This window comes from Ignatzschineria ureiclastica (genome assembly GCF_003121845.1).
GTDB classification, from domain to species: domain Bacteria; phylum Pseudomonadota; class Gammaproteobacteria; order Cardiobacteriales; family Wohlfahrtiimonadaceae; genus Ignatzschineria; species Ignatzschineria ureiclastica.
This window is the reverse complement of record NZ_QEWQ01000004.1, coordinates 109,523-131,308: the sequence shown is the minus strand read 5'-3', so window position 1 is coordinate 131,308 and position 21,786 is coordinate 109,523. Positions and strand designations below refer to the sequence as shown.

Sequence of the window (21,786 nt, the reverse complement as noted above, 5' to 3'; positions counted from 1 at the left end):
TCACTCTTATTTGAATATTATTTAATAACTCACATTTATAATATAAGGAAATAAATAGATTTCATTACACACTATTATTCTACTTCAATTGCTCTAACCGCGAAACATCGCGCACTGCTCCAAAAGCAGCCGAAGTGGCCAATGCGCCATAAACTTTAAGTGCATTTGACACCTTACGAGCTCGCACTTCTGCAGGTTTAAATCCTTTTGCTCGTTGTGCTTCTAATCTTACCTTTAATGTTTGTTCATCCACATTTAAATGAATTGAGCGATTAGGAATATCGATAATAATCTCATCTCCATTCTCAACAACCGCAATTAATCCACCATCTGCTGCTTCTGGAGAAACGTGTCCAATAGAGAGCCCTGAAGTACCGCCTGAGAATCGACCATCTGTTAAAAGTGCACACTCTGCATCGATCTTTTTACTCTTCAAATAAGAAGTGGGATAGAGCATCTCTTGCATACCTGGTCCCCCTTTCGGGCCTTCATAACGGATAATGACCACTTCCCAAGGTTTTACTTCATCGCCTAAAATTCCAGCAACAGCACTATCTTGACTCTCATATACACGCGCTTTACCGGTAAATTTAAGGATCGATGCATCAACTCCAGCGGTCTTGACGATACAACCATCTGTCGCCAAGTTACCATAAAGAATAGCAATACCGCCATCTTGGCTATAAGCATGCGTAATATCCCGAATACAACCACTTTCCCGATTGAGATCGAGCGAATCAAAATAACGATCTTGTGAAAAAGCTTCTGTAGTACGAACGCCGCCTGGTGCCGCACGATAAAAATCATGATGTTTTTCAGAGCGAACGATATCCCACTCATTTAAGGCTTCTTTCAATGAGGGTGCAGCAACTGTCGGCTGTTCTGTATGTAATAATCCCGCTCGATCTAATTCTCCTAAAATACCGTAGATACCGCCGGCACGATGGACATCTTCCATATGATAGAGATGCGTTGATGGCGATACCTTTGAAAGATGTGGCACTTTACGAGAAAGACGATCAATATCTTGCATTGAAAATGGTACATCTGCCTCATGGGCTGCTGCTAAAAGATGAAGTACAGTATTACTAGATCCGCCCATTGCAATATCGAGCATCATCGCATTTTCAAATGCTTTAAAATTAACAATAGAGCGAGGCAATACTTGATCATTTCCATTCTCATAATAATCTTTTGTGATCTTCACAATCGTTCTTGCAGCTTCTAAAAAGAGTTCCTTCCGACGCGCATGCGTTGCTAATAATGAACCATTGCCCGGCAATGAAAGCCCTAAGGCTTCTGTTAAACAGTTCATTGAGTTTGCTGTAAACATTCCTGAACATGAGCCACAAGTTGGGCAAGCCGCACTCTCAATGGCAGAGACTTTATCATCTGGAGCATCATCACTTGCCGCCATTACCATCGCATCTACAAGATCAAGTTTTAAATTCTCACCATCCCACAAGACTTTCCCCGCTTCCATCGGACCACCTGAAACAAAAATAGTTGGGATATTGAGCCTTAATGATGCCATTAACATTCCCGGCGTAATCTTATCGCAGTTTGAAATACAGATTAAAGCATCGGCACAATGGGCATTGACCATATATTCCACAGAATCGGCTATCAGATCTCGACTCGGTAATGAGTAGAGCATTCCATCGTGCCCCATTGCGATTCCATCATCAACGGCAATCGTATTAAATTCTTTTGCAACACCACCGGCCGCCTCAATCTCTCTTGCAACCATCTGCCCTAGATCTTTTAAATGAACGTGACCTGGTACAAATTGTGTAAATGAGTTCGCGATCGCAATAATAGGCTTTTTAAAATCCTCATCTTTCATCCCCGTAGCACGCCATAGTGAACGCGCACCTGCCATATTTCGACCTTGAGTGGATGTATGTGACCGATATTTAGGGTTGTGAACCATTGTCTTTCCTCTGTGTATTATTCTATAGTGTTAAAAAGTTAGTTATTATTGTCTCAACTTGATCATCTTTTCACGTATCCTATTAAAATTACCACTATCAAACTTGAATTGAAATAGATGACTCGAGTAATTTAGTGCAAATAGCTATCAAAAAAACAGCACTCAAACTGAATAGGTAATACGCATCCGAAATGATCTCTAGTAATTAGCAAAAAAAATTACCGAAAAAATGATCAGTGAGTAGTCTCTAATCAAGGAAAATCCCATCAATATACCGTAGTTGATTCTCTTCTTGAATAAATCGACTCTTCTCTCGAAATTTCCCAACCTTTCCATCAAAGCGGTAACGAGTTTCAAATGTCACATAATCCACCTTTTGTTCTGTTATGGGATCTATAGTCGATTCGGTTGCCAATATTTTGAGATAAAACCATTGAACATCTTGTTGATCTTCAATGTCTTCCGGCCTTGTACTGCTATGCCAACTCGCCAAAAGATAATCCGTTAAATTCAGCGCAAAGGCGGAGAAACGGGAACGCATCAATGCTTCCGCTGTTAGCACACTCTTTGCCCCTTGATGATAAGGCTCACAACACTCACGATATTGAGGCCCGATTGTAGTCTCACTCACACGGCAAGGACAGATTAGACCGGTTCCCTGTTTTTTCTGTTTTTTATTTATTTTCTGACCCATCTTCTATCCCAATCTTCTACCTCCATCTTCTGTTCTACGCCTCTAATTTTAATCCTTGAACTACTATCGTTAGTATCGCTTATTTTCAAGCTATTTAAGCAATATGCTTCCCCCATTTATGCAATTATAACTATGCTTTAAAGAAACATCGATAATTACGCATTTCTCATTCCCCAATATTTTTAACCTATCGTATGATTCTAATCGCACTCTCTTTGACGCTTACCGCTCTCTGGCTAATCTTATCGCCTTGGAATTCGACTACTACAGAATTTGTTCTCTTTTTGAGTATAGCACTACTCCTCTTCGGGCTGATTATTGCTCTCATAAAACGCCGTACAATAGCGATCACAAATAGCCTATTTCTCCTCATAGGAATGTTGGTAGCCTACTTTATCTATCCACAATATTTATCTGAATATCGGCAAATTCAACATCACTTACCCTTACAGATCGAGAGTGAATTTACCATTTTACGAAATCATTCTCCAACGAGTACCACTATTGAGATCACACAAGTTAGAATGATACAAGCGCCTGAAGATACCGATCTTTCATCCCCGTTATCAGAGATGCTACGGGATGCAGAAGTGACGCTCTACAATATTGCTCCAGAAATTAAAGCAACACTGCAAGAGGGGGCTCGCTATAGCGCAATCCTCGATATCAAACCCCGTATTATTCGTAATATTCCCGGTAATCGAGAACGGATTTTATCGTATCTTGCGAGAAAAACAATAGGTTATGGTAGACTTAAGACAGATCCTATCCTCATCTCTCCCCCGAGTACAATCTCGCAACTAAGAAGCAATATTGCCTCTTATCTCTCCCTAAATTACAACAATAGTGGCTATTTAAGTGCGCTATCAGTGGGTAAAACAGATGAATTAACGCAATACGATTGGCAAGCCCTTCGGAAAACAGGCACGATTCATCTCGTTTCAATCTCCGGACTCCATCTCTCTTTAACAGCTTTTTATGCTTTTATCCTATTTAGAATCCTCTTTGGGCTTTTACAAGTACGAAGCGTTGAACCTTTTCGGTTAGCCGCGGTTCTTGCAATTATAGTCGCGTGGAATTATGCTCTTTTAGCAGGAATGAGTCTCCCCACCATTCGAGCTGCGATTATGTTCTCGGTCGCTATGCTCACACTGATTATTAATCGACCTATTTTCAGTCTGCATAGTGTCGCATTAGCACTCTGTATCATTCTATTATCTATGCCTCTTGCCCTTTTAACTGCAGGATTTTGGCTCTCTTTTGTGGCTGTTGTGACTTTAACGCTCAGCACAAGACTGTTCCAATCTCCAATCAAAGCGCTATTACTCACGCAATTAGTCTTATCCTTATTACTTATTCCCCTTACTGCAAGTTTCTTTGGGGAAATTTCACTCATTAGCCCTTTTATCAATCTCATCGCCATTCCTTGGACTTCTGTTATGATTATGCCGGCGTTATTAGTGGGCATCATCTTCTACTTAATCACCCCTATATTCGCGCACCCATTTCTCCTGATAGCTGATCAAGGGGTTACGGTTCTAAAATATTTGATAATGCAGAGCGCGCATCTACCTTATGCCTCCATTGACGTTCAGCAAATCCCTCTTTTCATCGCAGTCTTAATCACTTTAAGCTTATTAATATTGCTCTATCTATTTCCTGTTCTTCGGCACACAATTTCCCGATTATCAGGCTTGCAATACCGCTTCTACTTAAAAAAGAATGCCTCTAGTCAATACTCCATTATTCAATTAAACAGTAAGATTGTAACTATTTCGATTGCAGTAATGATTGCAGTAATGATTACAATAATCATCTCCCTACATCTCTTCTTTTCTGATATTGATAAAACTATTCTATCGAACACTTTATTTCAGAGAGGAAGTATCCAACAGTATCAATTAGTAACCAATCATTCCCATTCTCACGAAAAACAACTGACTGAGACTGATCAGTCCGATCACGATAATTCAACGACCACTACGACAACTGATCTCCAGTTTTCTATGTATCAATTGCCGGTAGGCGAGGGCCTCTCATTCTTATTGGTAATGCCAGATTTCACACTGCTATTTGATACTGGCAATCGCTTTCGCCAATTTGATGCAGGGAAAAATATTATTCATCCAACGCTCAGACATCTCAATATTACCCATATCGATGCCCTCATTCTCTCTAAACATAATCAACAGCACATTGGTGGTACGCAAAGTGTTTTGACTGCTTACCCTAATACACCTGTGTGGACATTACCTTCTTTACAGAGCTATATCAATAATGCCGGCAATTGTCGGCAATTACAGGCGGTCAATCCCCACTATACGATCAAGCCTTTATCGATGATCCAAAGTAGTTGCGCTTTTCATCTCACGCTCTATGGGATGATCGATCTCTATCTAATTGCCGATATTGAAGATCACGAGTGGTCAGCGACACGACAATATATCGAATTAACCCAACAGCAAGCACCAGAACGACAGATTGTATTTCTCTACCCTAATCAAGGCCGGCGTTACTTCCCTATTCATTCTCTCTTTGATCTGCCCGGCGATACCACATCACATAGTTCATCTTCTAATCGGTCTTCTAATCAATTTACTCACAATATACCTACCCTCAATAAACCTACCGTAGAATCCACTGTAGACCCCGATCATCAACCGATGATTCTTTTCTCCACAAGAGTAATGAACGCTAAAATTGAGGCAATTATGAAACGTTATCAGCAGCCCATTTACAATAGCTATCAGAGTACGATCTCACTCCTTTTTAATTACACAAATAAAAAGGCGAAGTCCCTATTAGAACTTCGCCTTGAAGATTATCGTGATCAATATCGTTACTATTGGTTACAAGTAGCAGAGTAACGTTCTGGTCAGATAGAGATATCTTATCGCTACTCAGCAGTAATGAGCGTGATGTTGCGATTATGTAGCATCATCGTAATATCGGTAGGAAGTGATTTATCCGTAATGATTGTATCAAATACACTAATTGGTAAGGCTAGATAGGTCGCTACAGCGCCATATTTACTATTATCTGCCACCAAAATTAAGCGTTTAGATACATCAGGTAAAATCCGTTTAATAGGAACTCGATCTTCTGTTGGTGTAGAAATTCCTTTGATCCCCCAAGAAGCTGTAGAGACAAACGCAATATCAATGAGATAATTTTCAATCCCTCTCGCCGCGCTCTCACCAATACTACAATTTGTTTTATTACAAACTGTGCCACCTGTATGAATCAACTTACCCCGGCCATTTTCGATCAGATAGTACATAATGATAAAATCATTGGTAATAATCGTGAGATCTTCTCGATCTTTAATTTGGCGAGCAATGGCCAATGTTGTAGTTCCAGAATCTAAGAAAATACAGCTATTTTCAGGAATTTCTTGTGCGGCTAAGGCACCAATGAGTCGTTTACCATCCTCATTAATGGTCTCTTTTACTTTATGTGATAGTTCCGTTGAGAGACGTTCAGCTGCTTTTACACCTCCAGAGACAGTGATCACCTTCCCCTGCTTTTCCAGCTTCTGCAAATCTCGACGAATAGTCATATGAGATACATCAAGTAGCTCAATCAACTCATTAATGGTGGCAATACCTTTCTCTGCCACTACCGATAATATTGCTTCGTGTCTTTCTATGGGGATCATAGCGTGCCTCGTTTTCTGTTCTGCTAACTTTTTAATTAATCTTGAAGATATAAAACTCTTCCAAAGCTCATTACTTCCAAAGTTCATACATATGTCGGCAACAAGTTATTATTAATTAAAAAGCTGAATATTATAATTAATATATTGCTATTGAATAGTAAAAACAATTATTAATAAAACAATAAAACATTATTACTATTTTGTGAAAGCTTACTAAATTTTGATCTTTTAATAAATTTAATAAACTTTACATACAAATAATAACAAAATTATTTATATATTCAAATAAAATTGACTTCTATTTTTTATTGTATAGCAAATATTAACAAAATTCTCTTTTTTTAACTATATAAGAACTATAAGAAATTAGATAAAAAGAACACTCAGCCAAATAACACACTGAATTTTAACAACTATTTTTGCTAAATAATTTTTATCTCTCAAAAAAACATCAGATTTAAATTTTAAATCTTGAGAATAAAAAAGAGAAAATAAAAAACCCTCAAATGCTATTTTAACATTTAAGGGTTTCTTTGTAGAAAATTATTGACGTTTATTGACTTTTTGAAATTATTTCATCACTTTTTATAGAATTTTATGCAAATTATTTCTCTATTTGGGACTATAAGTGAATAAACGTCCTACTTATTCACTTATTAGCTCAACTTTTCAGAAATAAGTGCATTAATAGCCGCAGGATCTGCCTTACCTTGACTCAATTTCATCACTTGACCCACAAAGAATCCTAAGATTTTTGTCTGTCCTGATTTGAATTGCTCTACTTGTTTTGGGTTTTTGGCAATGACTTCATCGACCCAAGCTTCAATCGCACCTGTATCAGTGACTTGTTTTAAACCTTCCGCTTCAATAATTGCATCCGCTGTTGCTTGACGCTCAATCATTAACGTAAAGACTTTTTTCGCAATGCTATTAGAGATTGTTTTATCTGCAATTCTCGTCAAGAGCCCTGCTAACTGTTCAGCAGTCACAGGTAGAGCATCAATCGTGATATCTTGCTCATTTAAGTAAGCAGAAACATCTCCTAATAACCAGTTAGCAGCGCTCTTCGCATCTACATCAAAGGCTAATAATGCTAAGAAATAATTAGACATTGCACGTGATTGGACGATTATGCCAGCATCATAATCTGACAGATCATATTTATCCATCAATACTGATTTCAATGCTTCCGGCATTAATGGGAAGTTCGCCTTAACCGCTTCAATACGCTCTTCTGAGATAATGATCGGTAAAAGATCCGGATCGTGGAAGTAACGGTAATCATTCGCTTCCTCTTTGGCACGCATTGAACGTGTCTCGTTCTTGTCAGGATCATAGAGGCGAGTTTCTTGAACAATCGAGCCTCCTGATTCTAAGATCTTAATTTGACGAGCCACTTCATAATTAATGGCCTGCTCAATGAAGCGGAATGAGTTAATGTTTTTAAGCTCGGTCCGTGTTCCTAAAGGTCCGCCAGGACGGCGTACAGAAACGTTTGCATCACAGCGGAATGATCCTTCCTGCATATTCCCATCACTAATATCAAGCCAAGTCACAATTTGATGTAATTGGCGTAAATAGCTAATGGCTTCCTCCGCAGAGCTAATATCAGGCTCGGTTACGATCTCCAGTAACGGCGTTCCTGCACGATTCAGATCAATGCCGGTCATTCCCGGTACTTCTCCGTGACGAGAACTTCCCGCATCTTCTTCTAAATGTGCGCGATTAATCCGAATCTTTTTAGGGCCATTTTCAGTCTCAATCATTAAATGACCATCATAGACGATTGGTGCATCCAGCTGACTTGTTTGATAACCTTTTGGTAAATCAGGGTAAAAATAGTGTTTACGTTCAAAGATTGTCCGGCGTTCAACATTTGCATTGGTCGCAATCGCAAGACGAATAGCCTTATCAATGACGGCATCATTTAAAAGCGGTAACACACCTGGTAAAGCGATATCAAAGATACCGGCTTGTGTATTCGGTGGCTGTCCATAAAGTGTGCTCGTACCCGAAAATAATTTCGTTTTTGTCGTTAACTGAGTATGGACTTCTAGTCCAATTACAATTTCCCAACTCATTTGTCATCCTTTTTGCGCTCTCTTATTGAGCGCGATCATTTGTAGTAATACCAATATTATGTATATATTGTGTGCATATATGCGTTACTACTTAGTTCACTCTATTTTAATAGCTCGATTAACATTCCTAGCTTCGTTTTAAGCGAAGTCTGCTGGGCGTTTTTTATGCCAATCACTATTCAATTGATATTGGTGTGCAGCGGCTAATAACCGCGCCTCATCAAATGCTCTACCAATTAATTGGAATCCAACCGGCATATTATTACTCATTCCCATAGGATGACTTAATGCAGGTAAACCTGCCAAGTTTGCACCAATCAAGTTTGCATCAAACAGTGAGTTTTGAATACTAGAAGCTTTATGATCTTTACTAAAAGCTCCGCCAGCAACGGTAGGTCCTGCGATGAAGTCCACCTCTTTTAAAATTTCCTGATATTCATTGGCGATTAAGCGGCGAACTTTCTGCCCTTTAATAAAGAAATCTTGATAGAGAACTTCCGTCTTCGCATAAGTCCCCATTAAAATACGGCTCTTCACCTCTTGCCCAAAACCTTCTGTACGTGTGCGATCATAGAGCTCTTCTAGATTTTGCACATTCTCCGCACGATAGCCATAACGAATGCCATCAAATCGAGAAAGGTTACTCGCCGCTTCTGCCGGCGCAACCACATAATAAACCGGGGTAACAAGATCGTGATACTTAAGATCTACTTCTACAAACTCCGCACCGAGTTGGCGATAGATTGCAAGCGTCTCATCAATCGCTTTTGCTGTCGCCGCATCTAAACCACAATCGAAGAAAGCGCGTGGTAATGCAATTTTGATTCCTTTAAGAGAAAGATCGAGCATTTTAGAAAATGCCGGCAATTCTCGGTTTGCAGAAGTAGGATCTTTGGGATCATAGCCTGACATTCCCTCAAGCACGATTGCACAATCTTCCGCACTTTTCGCTAAAACACCGCCTTGGTCAAGGGATGATGCAAAAGCGATCATTCCAAAACGAGAAACGCGACCATAAGTGGGTTTAATCCCTGTAACACCACAGAAACTTGCCGGTTGACGAATAGATCCACCCGTATCTGAACCCGTTGCTGCTAATACTAATCCTGCCGCTACTGCTGCTGCCGAACCACTTGATGAACCGCCGGCTACGTGATCTGTATTCCAAGGATTATTGGTAACGCCGTAAAAACTTGTTTTACCGGTTGAGCCCATCGCAAACTCATCCATATTTACTTTACCAAATGAGACCGCACCTTGTGCTCGCAAATTCTCTACAATCGTGGCATCAAAAGGGGGCGCATAATTACTCAACATTTTAGACGCTGCCGTTGTTAAAACGCCTTTTGTAGAGATCAAATCTTTATGGGCAATAGGAACGCCCGTTAAAAGAGCTGTCTCTTTTTTAGCCATTGCTTCATCAGCGGCTTTTGCTTCCGCTTGTGCGCTATCAAAAGTGGTTGTAATAAAGCTATTGAGCTTCGGCTCTAAAGTTTCAATTCGTTGTTGAAAATAAGAGGCTACCTCAGTAGCAGAAACCTCGCCACGATCTAATTGTTGACGAAGTTCAGAAATTGTCTGTGTATGCATAATATACTCTTTTTTAATCTAAATGTTTTAACCTCATTATTGCACGCTTTGATTATTACCTATCACTCTCTATTACGATGTCGATAATACGCGTATGAGATTATACTTTGGTAGATTTTCTTTTAAATCCCTTTCATAATCAATCAGTAAAGATAATTGAAGAATAAGTGATTGAAGCTTATCTACCCTTGCAAACAGTATTCACTGAAAATCTTAATCAAGAACTTGTGGTACGAGATAAAGGCCATTTTCAACACTTTGAGAAAGCTTTTGTAACTCATCGCGCTCATTTTTGACAGTGACAACATCCGCTCGAAGCGTTAATGTTGCATCAAAAGGATTCGTCATCGGCGCAACACCTTCTGTATCAACCGTTCTAATATCGCGGATCACTTCGGCCATATTTTCAAGGCGGATCTGTTGAGACATTACTTTATCTTCATCAATGTGTAAGTGGGCTAAATAAGCTAACCACTCAACTGTCTTATGATCTATCTTCATCTTTTTCCCTTTTTGCTGAAGTTTTTAGTGTTTCTCTTGTTCGCTACTATTTTGATTCTCTGAATTTATAACATCTGTAGTGGACATTGAAGTGGCATCATCTGCGAGATCTTTTGTGACATCTGCAGTCTTATCCTTTAAGTCATCTTGCTTTAGAGGACGAATATCTTCATCGAATAGAATTTGATGCGCCGGTCCTTCCATATCATCAAATTGATCAGATCGAACCGCCCAAATGAAAGCATATCCTGCTGCAACCATTCCTGCTAATGTCAATGGCAGTAAGATAAATAGTGTGCTCATCATTCTTTACGTCCCTCCCTTATTCTTAAGGTATTCCCAACTACAATCAGTGAACTCAAGCTCATTCCAAGTGCCGCCATCCACGGTAAAACAAAACCGCTCATCGCACAAGGAATCGCCACAATGTTATATAATAACGCCCAAAAGAGATTTTGCGTAATAATTTTATCAGTACGCTTCGCGATCTTAAGCCCTTCTGTCAAGGGCGTTAAATGCTGATCGCTCATTAAAATCATATCTGCTGTAGATTGTGCTAATAAAGCACCTTGCCCAATTGCAATAGATACATCGGCTTTCGCTAATACCGGCCCATCATTAATTCCATCCCCAAGCATCGAAACAACCGCCCCATTCGCTTGTAGTGTTGCGACATAATCGAGCTTATCTTCAGGCAATAGATCACCTTTTGCAACTTCAATCCCTAAGCGCTCATTAAAGAGATTCACCGTTGCTTGACGGTCACCACTTAATATATGTAAACGATAACCTTGATGACGCAGTGCCTGCACCACTTCAACAGTATCCGATTTGAGATGATCTAAGAGCGAAAACGCCATTAATAATTGATTCTCAACCCCTAAACCAATCCAAACGCCATCGCCAAACCGCTGTTGATTTTCAGTAAAAGCGCTAAGATCAAACCAATCTAATCGACCAATTTTATAAGTAACACCATTAATCTCCCCACTAATGCCGCGCCCCACAGTATGATGTAAATGCGTCAAAGGTAGAAGCTGAGCTTCATTTTCATAAGCCCATTGGCTAAACCCTGAGGCGATCGGATGATTAGAAGAGGCCTCTAAAGTTGCCGCAATTTGATGCAATTCAAATTCACTATATTGATCCGTAAATGAGATCACTTCATTAATCGTCAAGCGACCTTCTGTCAATGTTCCAGTCTTATCAAAAACGATGTCGGTCACTTTCCCTAATGTCTCGAGTGCGCCGGCGCGGGTCGCAATTAAGCCCTTCTCAATAATCGCTTGATTCCCGGCACTTAATGCTGAGGGCGTTGCTAAGGCTAAGGCGCAAGGACAAGATACCACTAATACTGCTAAAGTTACGGCAAACGCTTGTGAAGCACCATCAAGATAGTACCAAATCGCAAATGTCACCACACAACAGATAAGCAGTCCTAAAACAAAGTAAGTCGAGATAATATCAGCTAGTTTAGCAATCTTCGGCTTTTCACTCATTGAACGGTCAATTAAACGAGTCATCTGTGACAAGACTGTCTCGGCACCGACCGTAGTGACTTCCATTTTGAGCGGTTGCTCATAGTTCACCGAACCACCGATCAGCGCATCTCCCCGATGTTTTTCCACCGGTAGACTCTCCCCCGATAATAGAGACTCATCCACCATCGCAATCTGATCGAGTAAAACACCGTCAACGGGAATACTATCGCCGGGTTTAATCATCAATTGATCCCCCACAGCAAGCCGATTAGTCGCCACTAATTCCAGCGAGCCATCTGCCATAATGCGCTCAGCAAAATTGGGTTTTAATTTTAAGATATCATCAGAGATTAGTAATGATTTATGGCGTGCGCTTGTCTCTAATACTCTAGCTCCGAGCAGTAAAAAGACAAACATCGTCACGCCCTCATAGTAGGTTTCGCCAATCCCCATCACGGTGTTATAAGCGCTCCATAATGTGCCTGCAATCACCGCAATTGAGATATTCACATTCATCGTTAATCGCTTATTTTTAAGATCATAGTAAGCGGCTTTATAGAAGCTACGACTTGAATAAGTTGCGCAAGGAATTGTCGCAAAGAGGCTAAACCAACGTAGTAATGAGTAGGAACTCTCAGACATATCCCCTGAGTAATAACCAAAATAGAGCGCAACAGAAATGGTCATAACCTGCATAGAAAAGAGCGCCGCAATTCCAAACTCCATCAATAGTGAACGCCACTCTTTTTTGAGCCTTTTCTGTTCTAATTGCTCATCATAAGGGGTTCCTTGATAACCGAGCGCTAAGATCTCTAGCAAAATTTCTGAAATTTTGATCTTCGCCGGATCAAAAGTTAAATGCGCTCTATGAGTGGTCAGATTAATATCAAAACGTTCAACGCCCTCTAGTCGCTTGACACTATTTTCAATCAACCAAGCGCAAGCAGCACAGGTCATTTTATCAATAATCAGATATGCATTTGCAACCGTTTTCCCCTCTTTATCAGTGGATTTTGCAATAAATTGGGTTGCTATATCAGGATGATCATAAAAATGCATCTCTTGCTTTAATGATTCAGGAATCAAATTCATCGCAGTTTCAGGACGTACAGCAGCTTCTGACCGAAAATCATAATAACGGGTCAACCCCGATTGATCGATCATCTCCGCAACCGCTTTACAGCCGGCACAACACATCGGTTGCGCAACGCCCTGTATTTCTGCTGTAAATGGCGCTTTACCGGTGATCGGTAATTCGCAATGGTAACAAGAGATTCGTTCTTTTGCTGTTCCTGTCATACCCTTTTGCCCTTTTCATTCATTGCATCTCATCGACTTTATGAATTCGAAATCAATATTCTTTTCTTATCAATTCAATCACTTTAAGCTACAACTTATTTATTACGTATTGCGTAATTGCGTGGTTGCGTGATTATTGTTTGATTATTGTTTGATTATTTGTCACTTTATTTCTTTATAAACAGAAAAAGAGCATTACTGCCCTTTTGCTATTTTACAACGCGATTAATGTACACGTAATTTTGATTCTAACTCACACTCAGTTCCCGGCGGGCAATTGACAAGCGTTCGTCCAACCACTTCGTGTGTATCATCACCGCGAATAATATCAAGATCTAACCCCCAAGGTCCAACGCGCTCTAAAAGAATAGGAATTGAGTAGAGACCTGGCTCTACCATCTCTAAGTTATAAGTTCTATTGAGCTCTTGCTCTGCCGAACGGAAAAACTCTGCAGAAATTTCAGCACCATCAATTGGGTTTCCCTCTTTATCCAATAATTGTACTACAAAAAAGTTCTCTTCATTCGCATAGGGGGTGTTTGCAAAACCAAATTTAACCTGCCAACCACGCGCTTGTTGCTCTGCTAAACGCTTCTGATAAGCATTGTAATAAGCTTCTTTCTTTTGATAAGCATTCGGAACCTCTCCAGGGAAACGAGTGCTCACAAATGAGTCTTCTTTGTTACTCTTAAAAATAAGCCCTTTCTCTGCCATAACAACGAAAGCGCCATTTTGAATAGTTAGTACAAGAAAGAAGCCAAAAATAGTAATCGGTGCCCAATGCATCCGTTTGCCATCTTTGCCTTTTAGACTCTTCATTCCCCCCGAACTAATCAAATAATAGGCAAATGAGGTCATTAAGTTACAGGTCACATAGAGGGTAAATACATCTCCTCCCCGCCAACGTAAAATAGAGAAAGGAACAATGACTGCAATTCCCATCAATGCGGTAATACTTGCAGCCTGAAGCGGTGTAAATCTTAAAAGCTTATGCAAAATTAAGCTGACAATGAGCACTGTCACAATGCCTAAAAGCATAATGGCAACTGTTTCATTCATAGAGAAGTTCCTTCGTTTCTATTCGTTTTATCGTATCTTTTTTTGATTGATCACTATTATAGAGCGATTACGCAATAATTACCTTTATAAATTGTATTCATTCAGCCATTTATTAAATATAAAGTTTGAGGCATCCAATCTATGTCATATTACATCAATACACAAACTCGAATTCATAGTAACATTTATAAGATGATTTATAGAGGGATTTTGAGATCTTTCAATAATTCAATCACACTTACTAAAGCTCATTTAATAAAGGCTCTGATTTCACTTAATGAAATATTTTCACTAAATGCCATCAGAGCCCCATTTTTTGATGATTAACGTCTTGTCACATCAATCGACTTCTTAATTCAATAATGACATCAAGATATTGATTTCTACTTTTTCAAGAAAATTGCTTTTAATTTTTGCACATCAACCACTTCACCTGTATCAGGATTGGTAATAGTCAGTACAAATGTCACATCAGGAACAAAAGCAACATCTCTATCTTTACGTACTGCTGCATTCAACGCTACACGCTCATTAGGCTTGAGCACAATATCATTAAAACTCATTGAAAGATCATAACCGGGATCTTCAAGCGCAATATGCATCTGTTGTGGCTCTAATGTTAGGTTATTAAACTTCAGTTCATAAGTATTCTGTACTCGCCCATCACTCAGTAATGTAGGTGGTTTACGAGAAGATTCCACAATATAATGCGCTACATCACGGTGCATTACGCTCCAAGAAAGAATCGCTATTACTATGAGTAATACAATGGCATAACCAATATTTCTTGGACGGAAATAATTAGTTTTCTTCCCTTCTAAACCTGTTTCTGAGTCATAACGAATAAGGCCTGTTGGGTATTTAAGACTTGTCATCATATTGTGGCAAGCATCAATACAGAGTCCACAAGTGATACACTTATAGTTAATTCCATCGCGGATATCAATTCCTGCCGGACAGACCTGAACACAGAGATCACAATCAATACAATCTCCATATCCCTCTTTAATACGCTCATCACGATCACGTAGATTCTTAGTGGGTTTAGCACGACCTTTTTCACGTTCACCGCGATTATAATCATAGGTAACGATTAAAGTATCTTTATCGAACATTACCCCTTGGAAACGAGCATAAGGACACATATAGGTACATACCTGTTCGCGAGAAAACCCTGCCATAATAAAGGTTGCCGCAGTAATAAAAGCAATTGCACCATATGCCGCAACAGGTGCTCCGCCTGTAAAGACCACTTTAATCAGTTCAGGTGCCGGCATCCAATAAGATGTAAATGTAAAACCTGTCCAAAAAGCCACTATCAGCCACACTAACCAGGTTAAACCGATTTTCGTAATTTTTTCACCATTCCAAGGACCTTCATGCAGACGTTTACGCGCATTACGATTTCCTTGGATCAAGCTCTCAATCATAATAAAAGCATCGGTCCAGAGTGTCTGAAAGCAGAAATAGCCACAAAATACTCGACCTAAAATGGCGGTCACAAAAAAGAGCAAGAAAGCGAAGATTGCTAATACACCGGCAAGCCAGAAAATATTTTGAATATCAACAGGTAAACTAAAAATATAAAATGTTTTTGCTGTCAAATCAAAGAAAACAGCTTGCCCAGGTAACCCTTCTCCGCGATTCCAAGGAACCCAAGGAAGAAGGTAAAAGACTAAAAATGCTAATGCTAATACTGAACTTTTAAATGTCCGAAACTTTCCTTTTACACTACGAGGATAAATAGGAATTCGTTTTGCATAAAGATCACCGGCATTAGGTGTTTGATTCTGCTCTGTTACATTGTTTGCCACGATAGATACCCTTATGAGCTAATTATTAATTATTATTTGAATCATTATACCAACTTTCTAATAAACATTAAGGTCTCGGATCAACTAAATGATACCAAGATCATGTTTCACAGCAAGAATGTAAATACTGATATCGATATTATAGTAATATCGGTTCAAAATAAGCCAATAGAAATGCCAGCCCATCAACTGATCAAGGTGAGGAAACTGTTTTGTCTGGCATCTTATAAATGTTATTTAGTATGGTTTAATGTTCTTTTAAAATCGCACTCGCTACTTAACACTATTTTAAGCGTATAAAAAACGCCCTTTTACTCCAAAGGGCGTCTAATTATCATCAATACTTACCATGTATATAAATATTGATTAATTGAGTCTATTACTTACTAGCTTCAGCAGGAACAACCCCACCACCTAACTGATGAACATAAACAGCTAATGCACGAATTTGTTCAGGTGTTAAACGAGATTCCCAAGCAGGCATCACACGATGTGTTGTTGCAGGATCTACCCCATCACGAATTTGTGGAATAATCGCTGCCACTTTCTCTTCTGGTGTATTTTTAGAGTTGATGTCCACGATTTCCCAAATTTGATCAGTTAAGTTAGGTGCCCCTAAAAGTGGGTTACCTTGCGCTTTACGTGGATCTTTGGTGAAATCTACGTGACAAGTAAAACATGCACCTTTACCGAAGAATAACTCTTCACCTCTTGAAGTGGCTTCATCAGGTGTATAGTTATTTGATAAAGTTAAAACATATTTGGCAACATCCTCGATCTCATTAGGTGTCATCGTTAACTTACCAGCAGGCATGTTACCACGACGACCTTTTGTGATAGTCTCTTCAATACGCGCTAATGTTCCACCCCACAACCAGTTATCATCGTTAAGGTTTGGATACATACCAATTACACCTTCCGCTTGTGGCCCATGACAAGTTGCACAGTTATCAGCAAATAATGTTTTACCTGCATTTTGCGCAAACTTGATCATGTTAGGATCATTGATAATTTCAGCTTCTGTTTTCTCCATCAATTCAGAGAAATGCTCATGGCGTTTTAATGCTTCTGGTGAAGATTGTAATTCATGAACAAGACGTGAACGCGTTGTCCAATGAACCTTAACTTTCTCCATAGGTGCATTATCAGCATCTTCAGCATTCACTAAAGCATCACCAGATTGTTGTACTACAGGACGTTCAATCTCAACTTTATAGATTCCTTTCGTATAACCATCACCCATCGGCCAGGTTGGGAAAAGAATCCAATAGCCAATTGCAAAGATGATTGTGCCATAGAAGGCATAGAGCCACCATCTTGGAAGAGGATTATTATACTCTTGTAGATCACCATCCCACACGTGACCGGTGGTTTCGGTCTCTAAGTTCTCTAAATCTTTCTTATTTGTGTTATCACTCATTATTGTATTCCTCAATCATTTTGATCATGAAGAGTGGTTCTATTATTTCGCTTGAGAGTCTTGATCTTTCTGCTCTTTAGATTCTTTGCGATCAAAAATAAATTCTTCATCATCCATAAATGGAATATATCGATATTCATCAAACCGTTCTTTCCGCGCTTTTCCAGTAAAAGTGTAGATGATGATTCCAATAAATGTTACAAAAAAGATAACTGCTGCTAATGTCTTACTGTTACCTAAATCAGTAAACCAATTTAAAATGTCCATCATCGTACACTCTCCTTAAAACTTTATAACGCTTTTAATTTTATAAACTAACTATAAATTAACGGAATTCACTAAATTCGATACCTTGATCTTCTTTGAACTCAACCATCGTACCTAATACTTGTAGGTAAGCAATGAGTGCATCCATCTTAGTCAAGCGTGAAGGATTCATGTCGTAGTTACCGGCAGCAGCTTGTGCTTCAAGATTTTGTGCAGCTAAATCAATCACAAGCATATTCGCTACATCGACACCGAAACGTTCAATATTCGCTTCGTACTCTTCTTGTGTTTTAGAGTAAGGAATACCAGCGATACGTGCCGCATTCATCTGCGCCTTAACATCTGCATAGTAAAGATCTTCTTCTAATAACCAAGGATACTTAGGCATGATTGAAGCAGGTACACGGCTCTTAGGATTCACTAAGTGGTCAACATGCCACTGGTTATCCATTTTACCACCAACGCGAGCCAAGTCTGGTCCGATACGGCGTGAACCCCATTGGAATGGTTTATCAAATTGCGACTCAGCCGCAAGTGAGTAGTGACCATAGCGCTCATACTCATCTTGCATAGGACGAATTTGTTGTGAGTGACAGTTATAACATCCCTCAGCCACGTAAATATTACGACCTAAGAACTCTAGTGGTGTATATGGACGAATCGCATCTACTTCACGAGTGACCATAACAGCATTACCATTCTCATCTAAGACTTGTTGATAATTCTCATCGAGTTTCACCTCGGTGATATTTTTCTTAACTTCCTCAACTGAGCCATCGATATAGAAAAGGGGAACAATCTCAATAAGACCACCGATACTAATAACTACTAATGTAAAAAGAAGTAGAAGACCGGTATTTTTTTCTAAACGTTCATGTTTAATCATTTAATGTTTTCTCCTATTAAGCATGAGCTCTTGCATCAGGAATCATCGCATTGCTATCTGCTTGTGCGCGTGATCCAATGATCATAGTCATAATGAAGTTGAAGATCATAATAACTGCACCCAATAAGAATAGACCACCACCAATTGCTCTGAAGATATATGGTGTATGCATGAATTTCACTGTTTCGATAAATTCATAAGCTAATGTACCGTATTCAGGGTTAAATGCACGAAGCATCATACCTTGACCAATACCTGCAACCCAGAGAGAAACAATGTAGATAACGATACCAATAGTTGCTAACCAGAAGTGAGCAAAAATTAGTTTTTCACTATAAATTTTACCACCAAAGATACGTGGAACCATGTGATAGAGCGAGCCGAAAGTAATCATCGCAACCCAACCTAAAGCACCCGCATGAACGTGACCAATGGTCCAGTCTGTATAGTGTGATAAAGCGTTTACAGAACGTAAACTCATTAATGGACCTTCAAAAGTACTCATACCGTAGAATGAGAGAGAAACCACCATGAAGCGGATAATTGGATTTGTACGAATACTATCCCAAGCACCAGAAAGGGTCATAATACCATTGATCATACCACCCCAAGATGGAAGCAATAGAATAATCGAGAATGTCGCTGAAAGCGATGATACCCAGTCAGGAAGTGATGTCCAGTGAAGATGATGCGCACCGGCCCACATATAGAGGAACGTCAATGCCCAGAAGTGAACAATTGATAAACGATATGAGTAGATTGGACGACCTGCTTCTTTAGGTACGAAGTAGTACATCATACCGAGGAACGCAACTGTTAAGATAAATCCTACAGCGTTATGTCCATACCACCATTGAACCATCGCATCCTGCATACCACTAAAGACGTTATATGATTTGAGGCCTTCTGCACCAAATACAGGAATTGAGATGTTATTAAATACATGAAGCAATGTTGTTGCAAGGATAAATGCAAGGTAGAACCAGTTTGCAACATAGATATGCTTCTGTTTACGACGAAGAACAGTTGTTACATAGACAAAGAAGTAAATTAACCAAATTACCGCAACCGCCCAGTCAAAAATCCATTCAAACTCAGCATACTCTTTACCTTGTGTATAACCCATCATGTAGCTAATTGGCACAAGAATAAAGATGACTGTCCAGCCAATCCACACAATATAAGCTAAAACTGGATATGCTAAACGAACTTGACATGTTCTCTGTACAACATAGAACGATGTTGCGATCAATGCTGAACCACCCATACCAAAAATCACAAGCGTAGTATGAACAGGTCTTAATCGACCGAAAGTCAATCCTGGTAAATCAAAGTTAAAAACAGGCCATGTCAGCTCAAGCGCTGCCCAAAGCCCTGCGGACAATCCTAATGCTCCGAAAAGCAGAGTACTCATTACAAGTCCTCGGATTACCCCATACTCATAATGATCATGAAGACTATTGCTTTGTCCCATAGTTCCCCCAAAAGTTAATAAACATCATATATAAATGCATCCCATTCTAATATTACTCGTCGTGATATCTTACAAGAATCAATTAGCTGTGTCTTGATATCCGTCAAGAAACAATTCTCATTATCATAGAATCTCTTGACATGATTAGTGACTATACCTTTCAGTAATAGCGCATATTAAACAAGAGTTATACAGGCAAATCAACCCCCGTAATCATTTTAAATACTTTTACTGCATAGCGATCCGTCATTCCGGAAACAAAATCGGTTATTCTTTGCGCACGCAAATACGAATTTTCACTAATCTTACGATTCTTTTCAAAAAATTGATCGGGCAAAAATTTCAACAACATTTTTGAACGAGCCCCCCCTCGACTCCCCTGCTCAACCGCATCCACAAAAGCCTCTAACAATGTATCTATCACCTTAAACCCAGCGATACCAACCTTTAGCACAGAGTCTGAGTGATAAATATACTCTTGTGAATAAGTTTTAATCTCTTGCAATACTTTTGCCTCAGGAATTAAATCTAAGAGAGGCTGCGTTAACTCACCCTCAATAATTTTTGTTTCATTAGCAATAAACGCTTCCATCACTCGATCAATGAGCAACCCAATTGTAAAAGCGCGTAAATATTCCACACGATCTTTTGTTCTCCCAATACTCTTCAATTTACTTTCAGGTAATGGTCTTGTGACAGTAATCAAACGTTCTAGAAAATGGGTAATTTCCTCACTTGAGATTAACTTCAGCCGATAAGCATCCTCTAAATCCACCAAGTGGTAACAGATATCATCAGCAGCTTCTAGCAAATAGGTCAGAGGATGCCGATACCACACTCCCTCTAGGCCCTCATATCGTTTCATACCGCATTGATCAGCAACCGTTGCAAACAACGTTTTTTCTGACTGAAAGTAATTATATTTCTTATAAGCAATATGCTTCTCTTGTGGCTTATGACTACTTGCACAAGGATATTTCATAATCGAGGCTAAGACGGGTAAAGAGAGTTGTAATCCACCGACATTATCGACATTTTGTAATTTCGTCAGCACTCTAAAAGCTTGTGCATTACCTTCAAATGACAAAAGATCTGCTTGCTCTTCCGGCACCATAGATTGAATAGCTTCAATACCGACAGGATTTCTTTTAAAAAAACGACTAATCGCCTCTTCCCCGGCATGACCAAAAGGGGGATTACCAATATCATGCGCTAATGCACCGGCCGCTAAAATAGCGCCTAGATCTGCCGGCGTAAGATTATTTATTCTTTCAGACTTAACGAGATGCTCACCGAGTAATGTCCCTAAGCTTCGACATACACTACTCACTTCTAAGCTATGCGTTAATCGAGTTCGGACATAATCTGTTTGCGCTAGAGGAAAAACTTGCGTCTTATCTTGCAAACGACGAAAAGAGGCTGAAAAAATCAAACGATCAAAATCTTTCTGAAAATTAGTACGATAATCTTGAGGCTTTGCCTGTTGAACACCTAATCGTGTTTGAGGCAAAAGTGCTTGCCATCTCTGCGCTAAATAGGTATCGACCATTATATATTCATCCTTTTCATTCAGTACTAAAGACAGCAGATATTCCCAGAATATGACATTTCGTGATATTTAAATATAGT

The 21,786-nt window shown here is 39.4% G+C and carries 16 protein-coding genes; 1 reads left to right on the top strand and 15 read right to left on the bottom strand.

The features are described from left to right. Positions 1-79: 79 nt before the first annotated feature. Positions 80-1,933 carry a dihydroxy-acid dehydratase gene (gene ilvD, locus DC083_RS06250; protein ID WP_109189375.1) on the bottom strand — a complete coding sequence of 618 codons (1,854 nt, stop codon included), beginning with the start codon at positions 1,931-1,933 and terminating at the stop codon, positions 80-82. 247 nt (positions 1,934-2,180) lie between these two features. Further along, complete coding sequence (locus DC083_RS06245; protein WP_109189374.1) at positions 2,181-2,627, bottom strand: YchJ family protein; 447 nt, start codon at positions 2,625-2,627, stop codon at positions 2,181-2,183. A 194-nt stretch (positions 2,628-2,821) separates the two neighbouring features. On the opposite strand from DC083_RS06245, the gene DC083_RS06240 reads away from it, so the two are divergent. Beyond that, positions 2,822-5,494: a ComEC/Rec2 family competence protein gene (locus DC083_RS06240; protein ID WP_109189373.1), complete on the top strand. Its 2,673-nt coding sequence runs from the start codon at positions 2,822-2,824 to the stop codon at positions 5,492-5,494. 29 nt (positions 5,495-5,523) lie between these two features. Here DC083_RS06240 and DC083_RS06235 read toward each other — a convergent pair whose 3' ends face one another. From DC083_RS06235 to DC083_RS06175, 13 genes are all read right to left on the bottom strand, one after another. Further along, positions 5,524-6,285, bottom strand: a complete 762-nt coding sequence (locus DC083_RS06235; protein ID WP_109189372.1) for a DeoR/GlpR family DNA-binding transcription regulator — start codon at positions 6,283-6,285, stop codon at positions 5,524-5,526. A gap of 656 nt (positions 6,286-6,941) precedes the next feature. Further along, entirely contained in the window at positions 6,942-8,366 is a 1,425-nt protein-coding gene (gene gatB, locus DC083_RS06230; RefSeq protein WP_109189371.1) for an Asp-tRNA(Asn)/Glu-tRNA(Gln) amidotransferase subunit GatB, read from the bottom strand. Positions 8,367-8,504: 138 nt separating this feature from the next. Further along, the gene (gene gatA / locus DC083_RS06225; RefSeq protein ID WP_109189370.1) at positions 8,505-9,956 is read right to left on the bottom strand and encodes an Asp-tRNA(Asn)/Glu-tRNA(Gln) amidotransferase subunit GatA; all 1,452 of its coding nucleotides are present in this window, start codon (positions 9,954-9,956) and stop codon (positions 8,505-8,507) included. 213 nt (positions 9,957-10,169) lie between these two features. Beyond that, positions 10,170-10,457, bottom strand: coding sequence for an Asp-tRNA(Asn)/Glu-tRNA(Gln) amidotransferase subunit GatC (gene gatC, locus DC083_RS06220; protein ID WP_026879150.1), 288 nt, complete (start codon positions 10,455-10,457; stop codon positions 10,170-10,172). A gap of 24 nt (positions 10,458-10,481) precedes the next feature. Next, a complete protein-coding gene (gene ccoS, locus DC083_RS06215) occupies positions 10,482-10,763 on the bottom strand; it encodes a cbb3-type cytochrome oxidase assembly protein CcoS (RefSeq protein ID WP_229822365.1) in 282 nt (93 codons plus the stop codon). Next, on the bottom strand, positions 10,760-13,237 hold the full coding sequence (locus DC083_RS06210; RefSeq protein ID WP_109189369.1) for a heavy metal translocating P-type ATPase: 2,478 nt from the start codon (positions 13,235-13,237) through the stop codon (positions 10,760-10,762). Before DC083_RS06210 ends, ccoS begins: the two co-directional genes overlap by 4 nt. Positions 13,238-13,462: 225 nt before the next feature. After that, positions 13,463-14,296, bottom strand: a complete 834-nt coding sequence (locus DC083_RS06205; RefSeq protein ID WP_109189368.1) for a FixH family protein — start codon at positions 14,294-14,296, stop codon at positions 13,463-13,465. A gap of 383 nt (positions 14,297-14,679) precedes the next feature. Beyond that, entirely contained in the window at positions 14,680-16,110 is a 1,431-nt protein-coding gene (gene ccoG / locus DC083_RS06200) for a cytochrome c oxidase accessory protein CcoG (RefSeq protein ID WP_109189367.1), read from the bottom strand. Between the two features lie 379 nt (positions 16,111-16,489). Further along, positions 16,490-17,530 carry a cbb3-type cytochrome c oxidase N-terminal domain-containing protein gene (locus tag DC083_RS06195; protein WP_109189366.1) on the bottom strand — a complete coding sequence of 347 codons (1,041 nt, stop codon included), beginning with the start codon at positions 17,528-17,530 and terminating at the stop codon, positions 16,490-16,492. A gap of 42 nt (positions 17,531-17,572) precedes the next feature. After that, positions 17,573-17,800 (bottom strand): cbb3-type cytochrome oxidase subunit 3, encoded by a 228-nt coding sequence (locus DC083_RS06190; RefSeq protein ID WP_109189365.1) that lies wholly within the window; start codon positions 17,798-17,800, stop codon positions 17,573-17,575. Positions 17,801-17,855: 55 nt separating this feature from the next. Then, a complete protein-coding gene (gene ccoO, locus DC083_RS06185; protein ID WP_373296742.1) occupies positions 17,856-18,680 on the bottom strand; it encodes a cytochrome-c oxidase, cbb3-type subunit II in 825 nt (274 codons plus the stop codon). Positions 18,681-18,699: 19 nt separating this feature from the next. Beyond that, positions 18,700-20,157, bottom strand: a complete 1,458-nt coding sequence (gene ccoN, locus DC083_RS06180) for a cytochrome-c oxidase, cbb3-type subunit I (RefSeq protein WP_109189363.1) — start codon at positions 20,155-20,157, stop codon at positions 18,700-18,702. Positions 20,158-20,344: 187 nt separating this feature from the next. Next, positions 20,345-21,706, bottom strand: coding sequence for a deoxyguanosinetriphosphate triphosphohydrolase (locus DC083_RS06175; RefSeq protein ID WP_109189362.1), 1,362 nt, complete (start codon positions 21,704-21,706; stop codon positions 20,345-20,347). Positions 21,707-21,786: the final 80 nt, after the last annotated feature.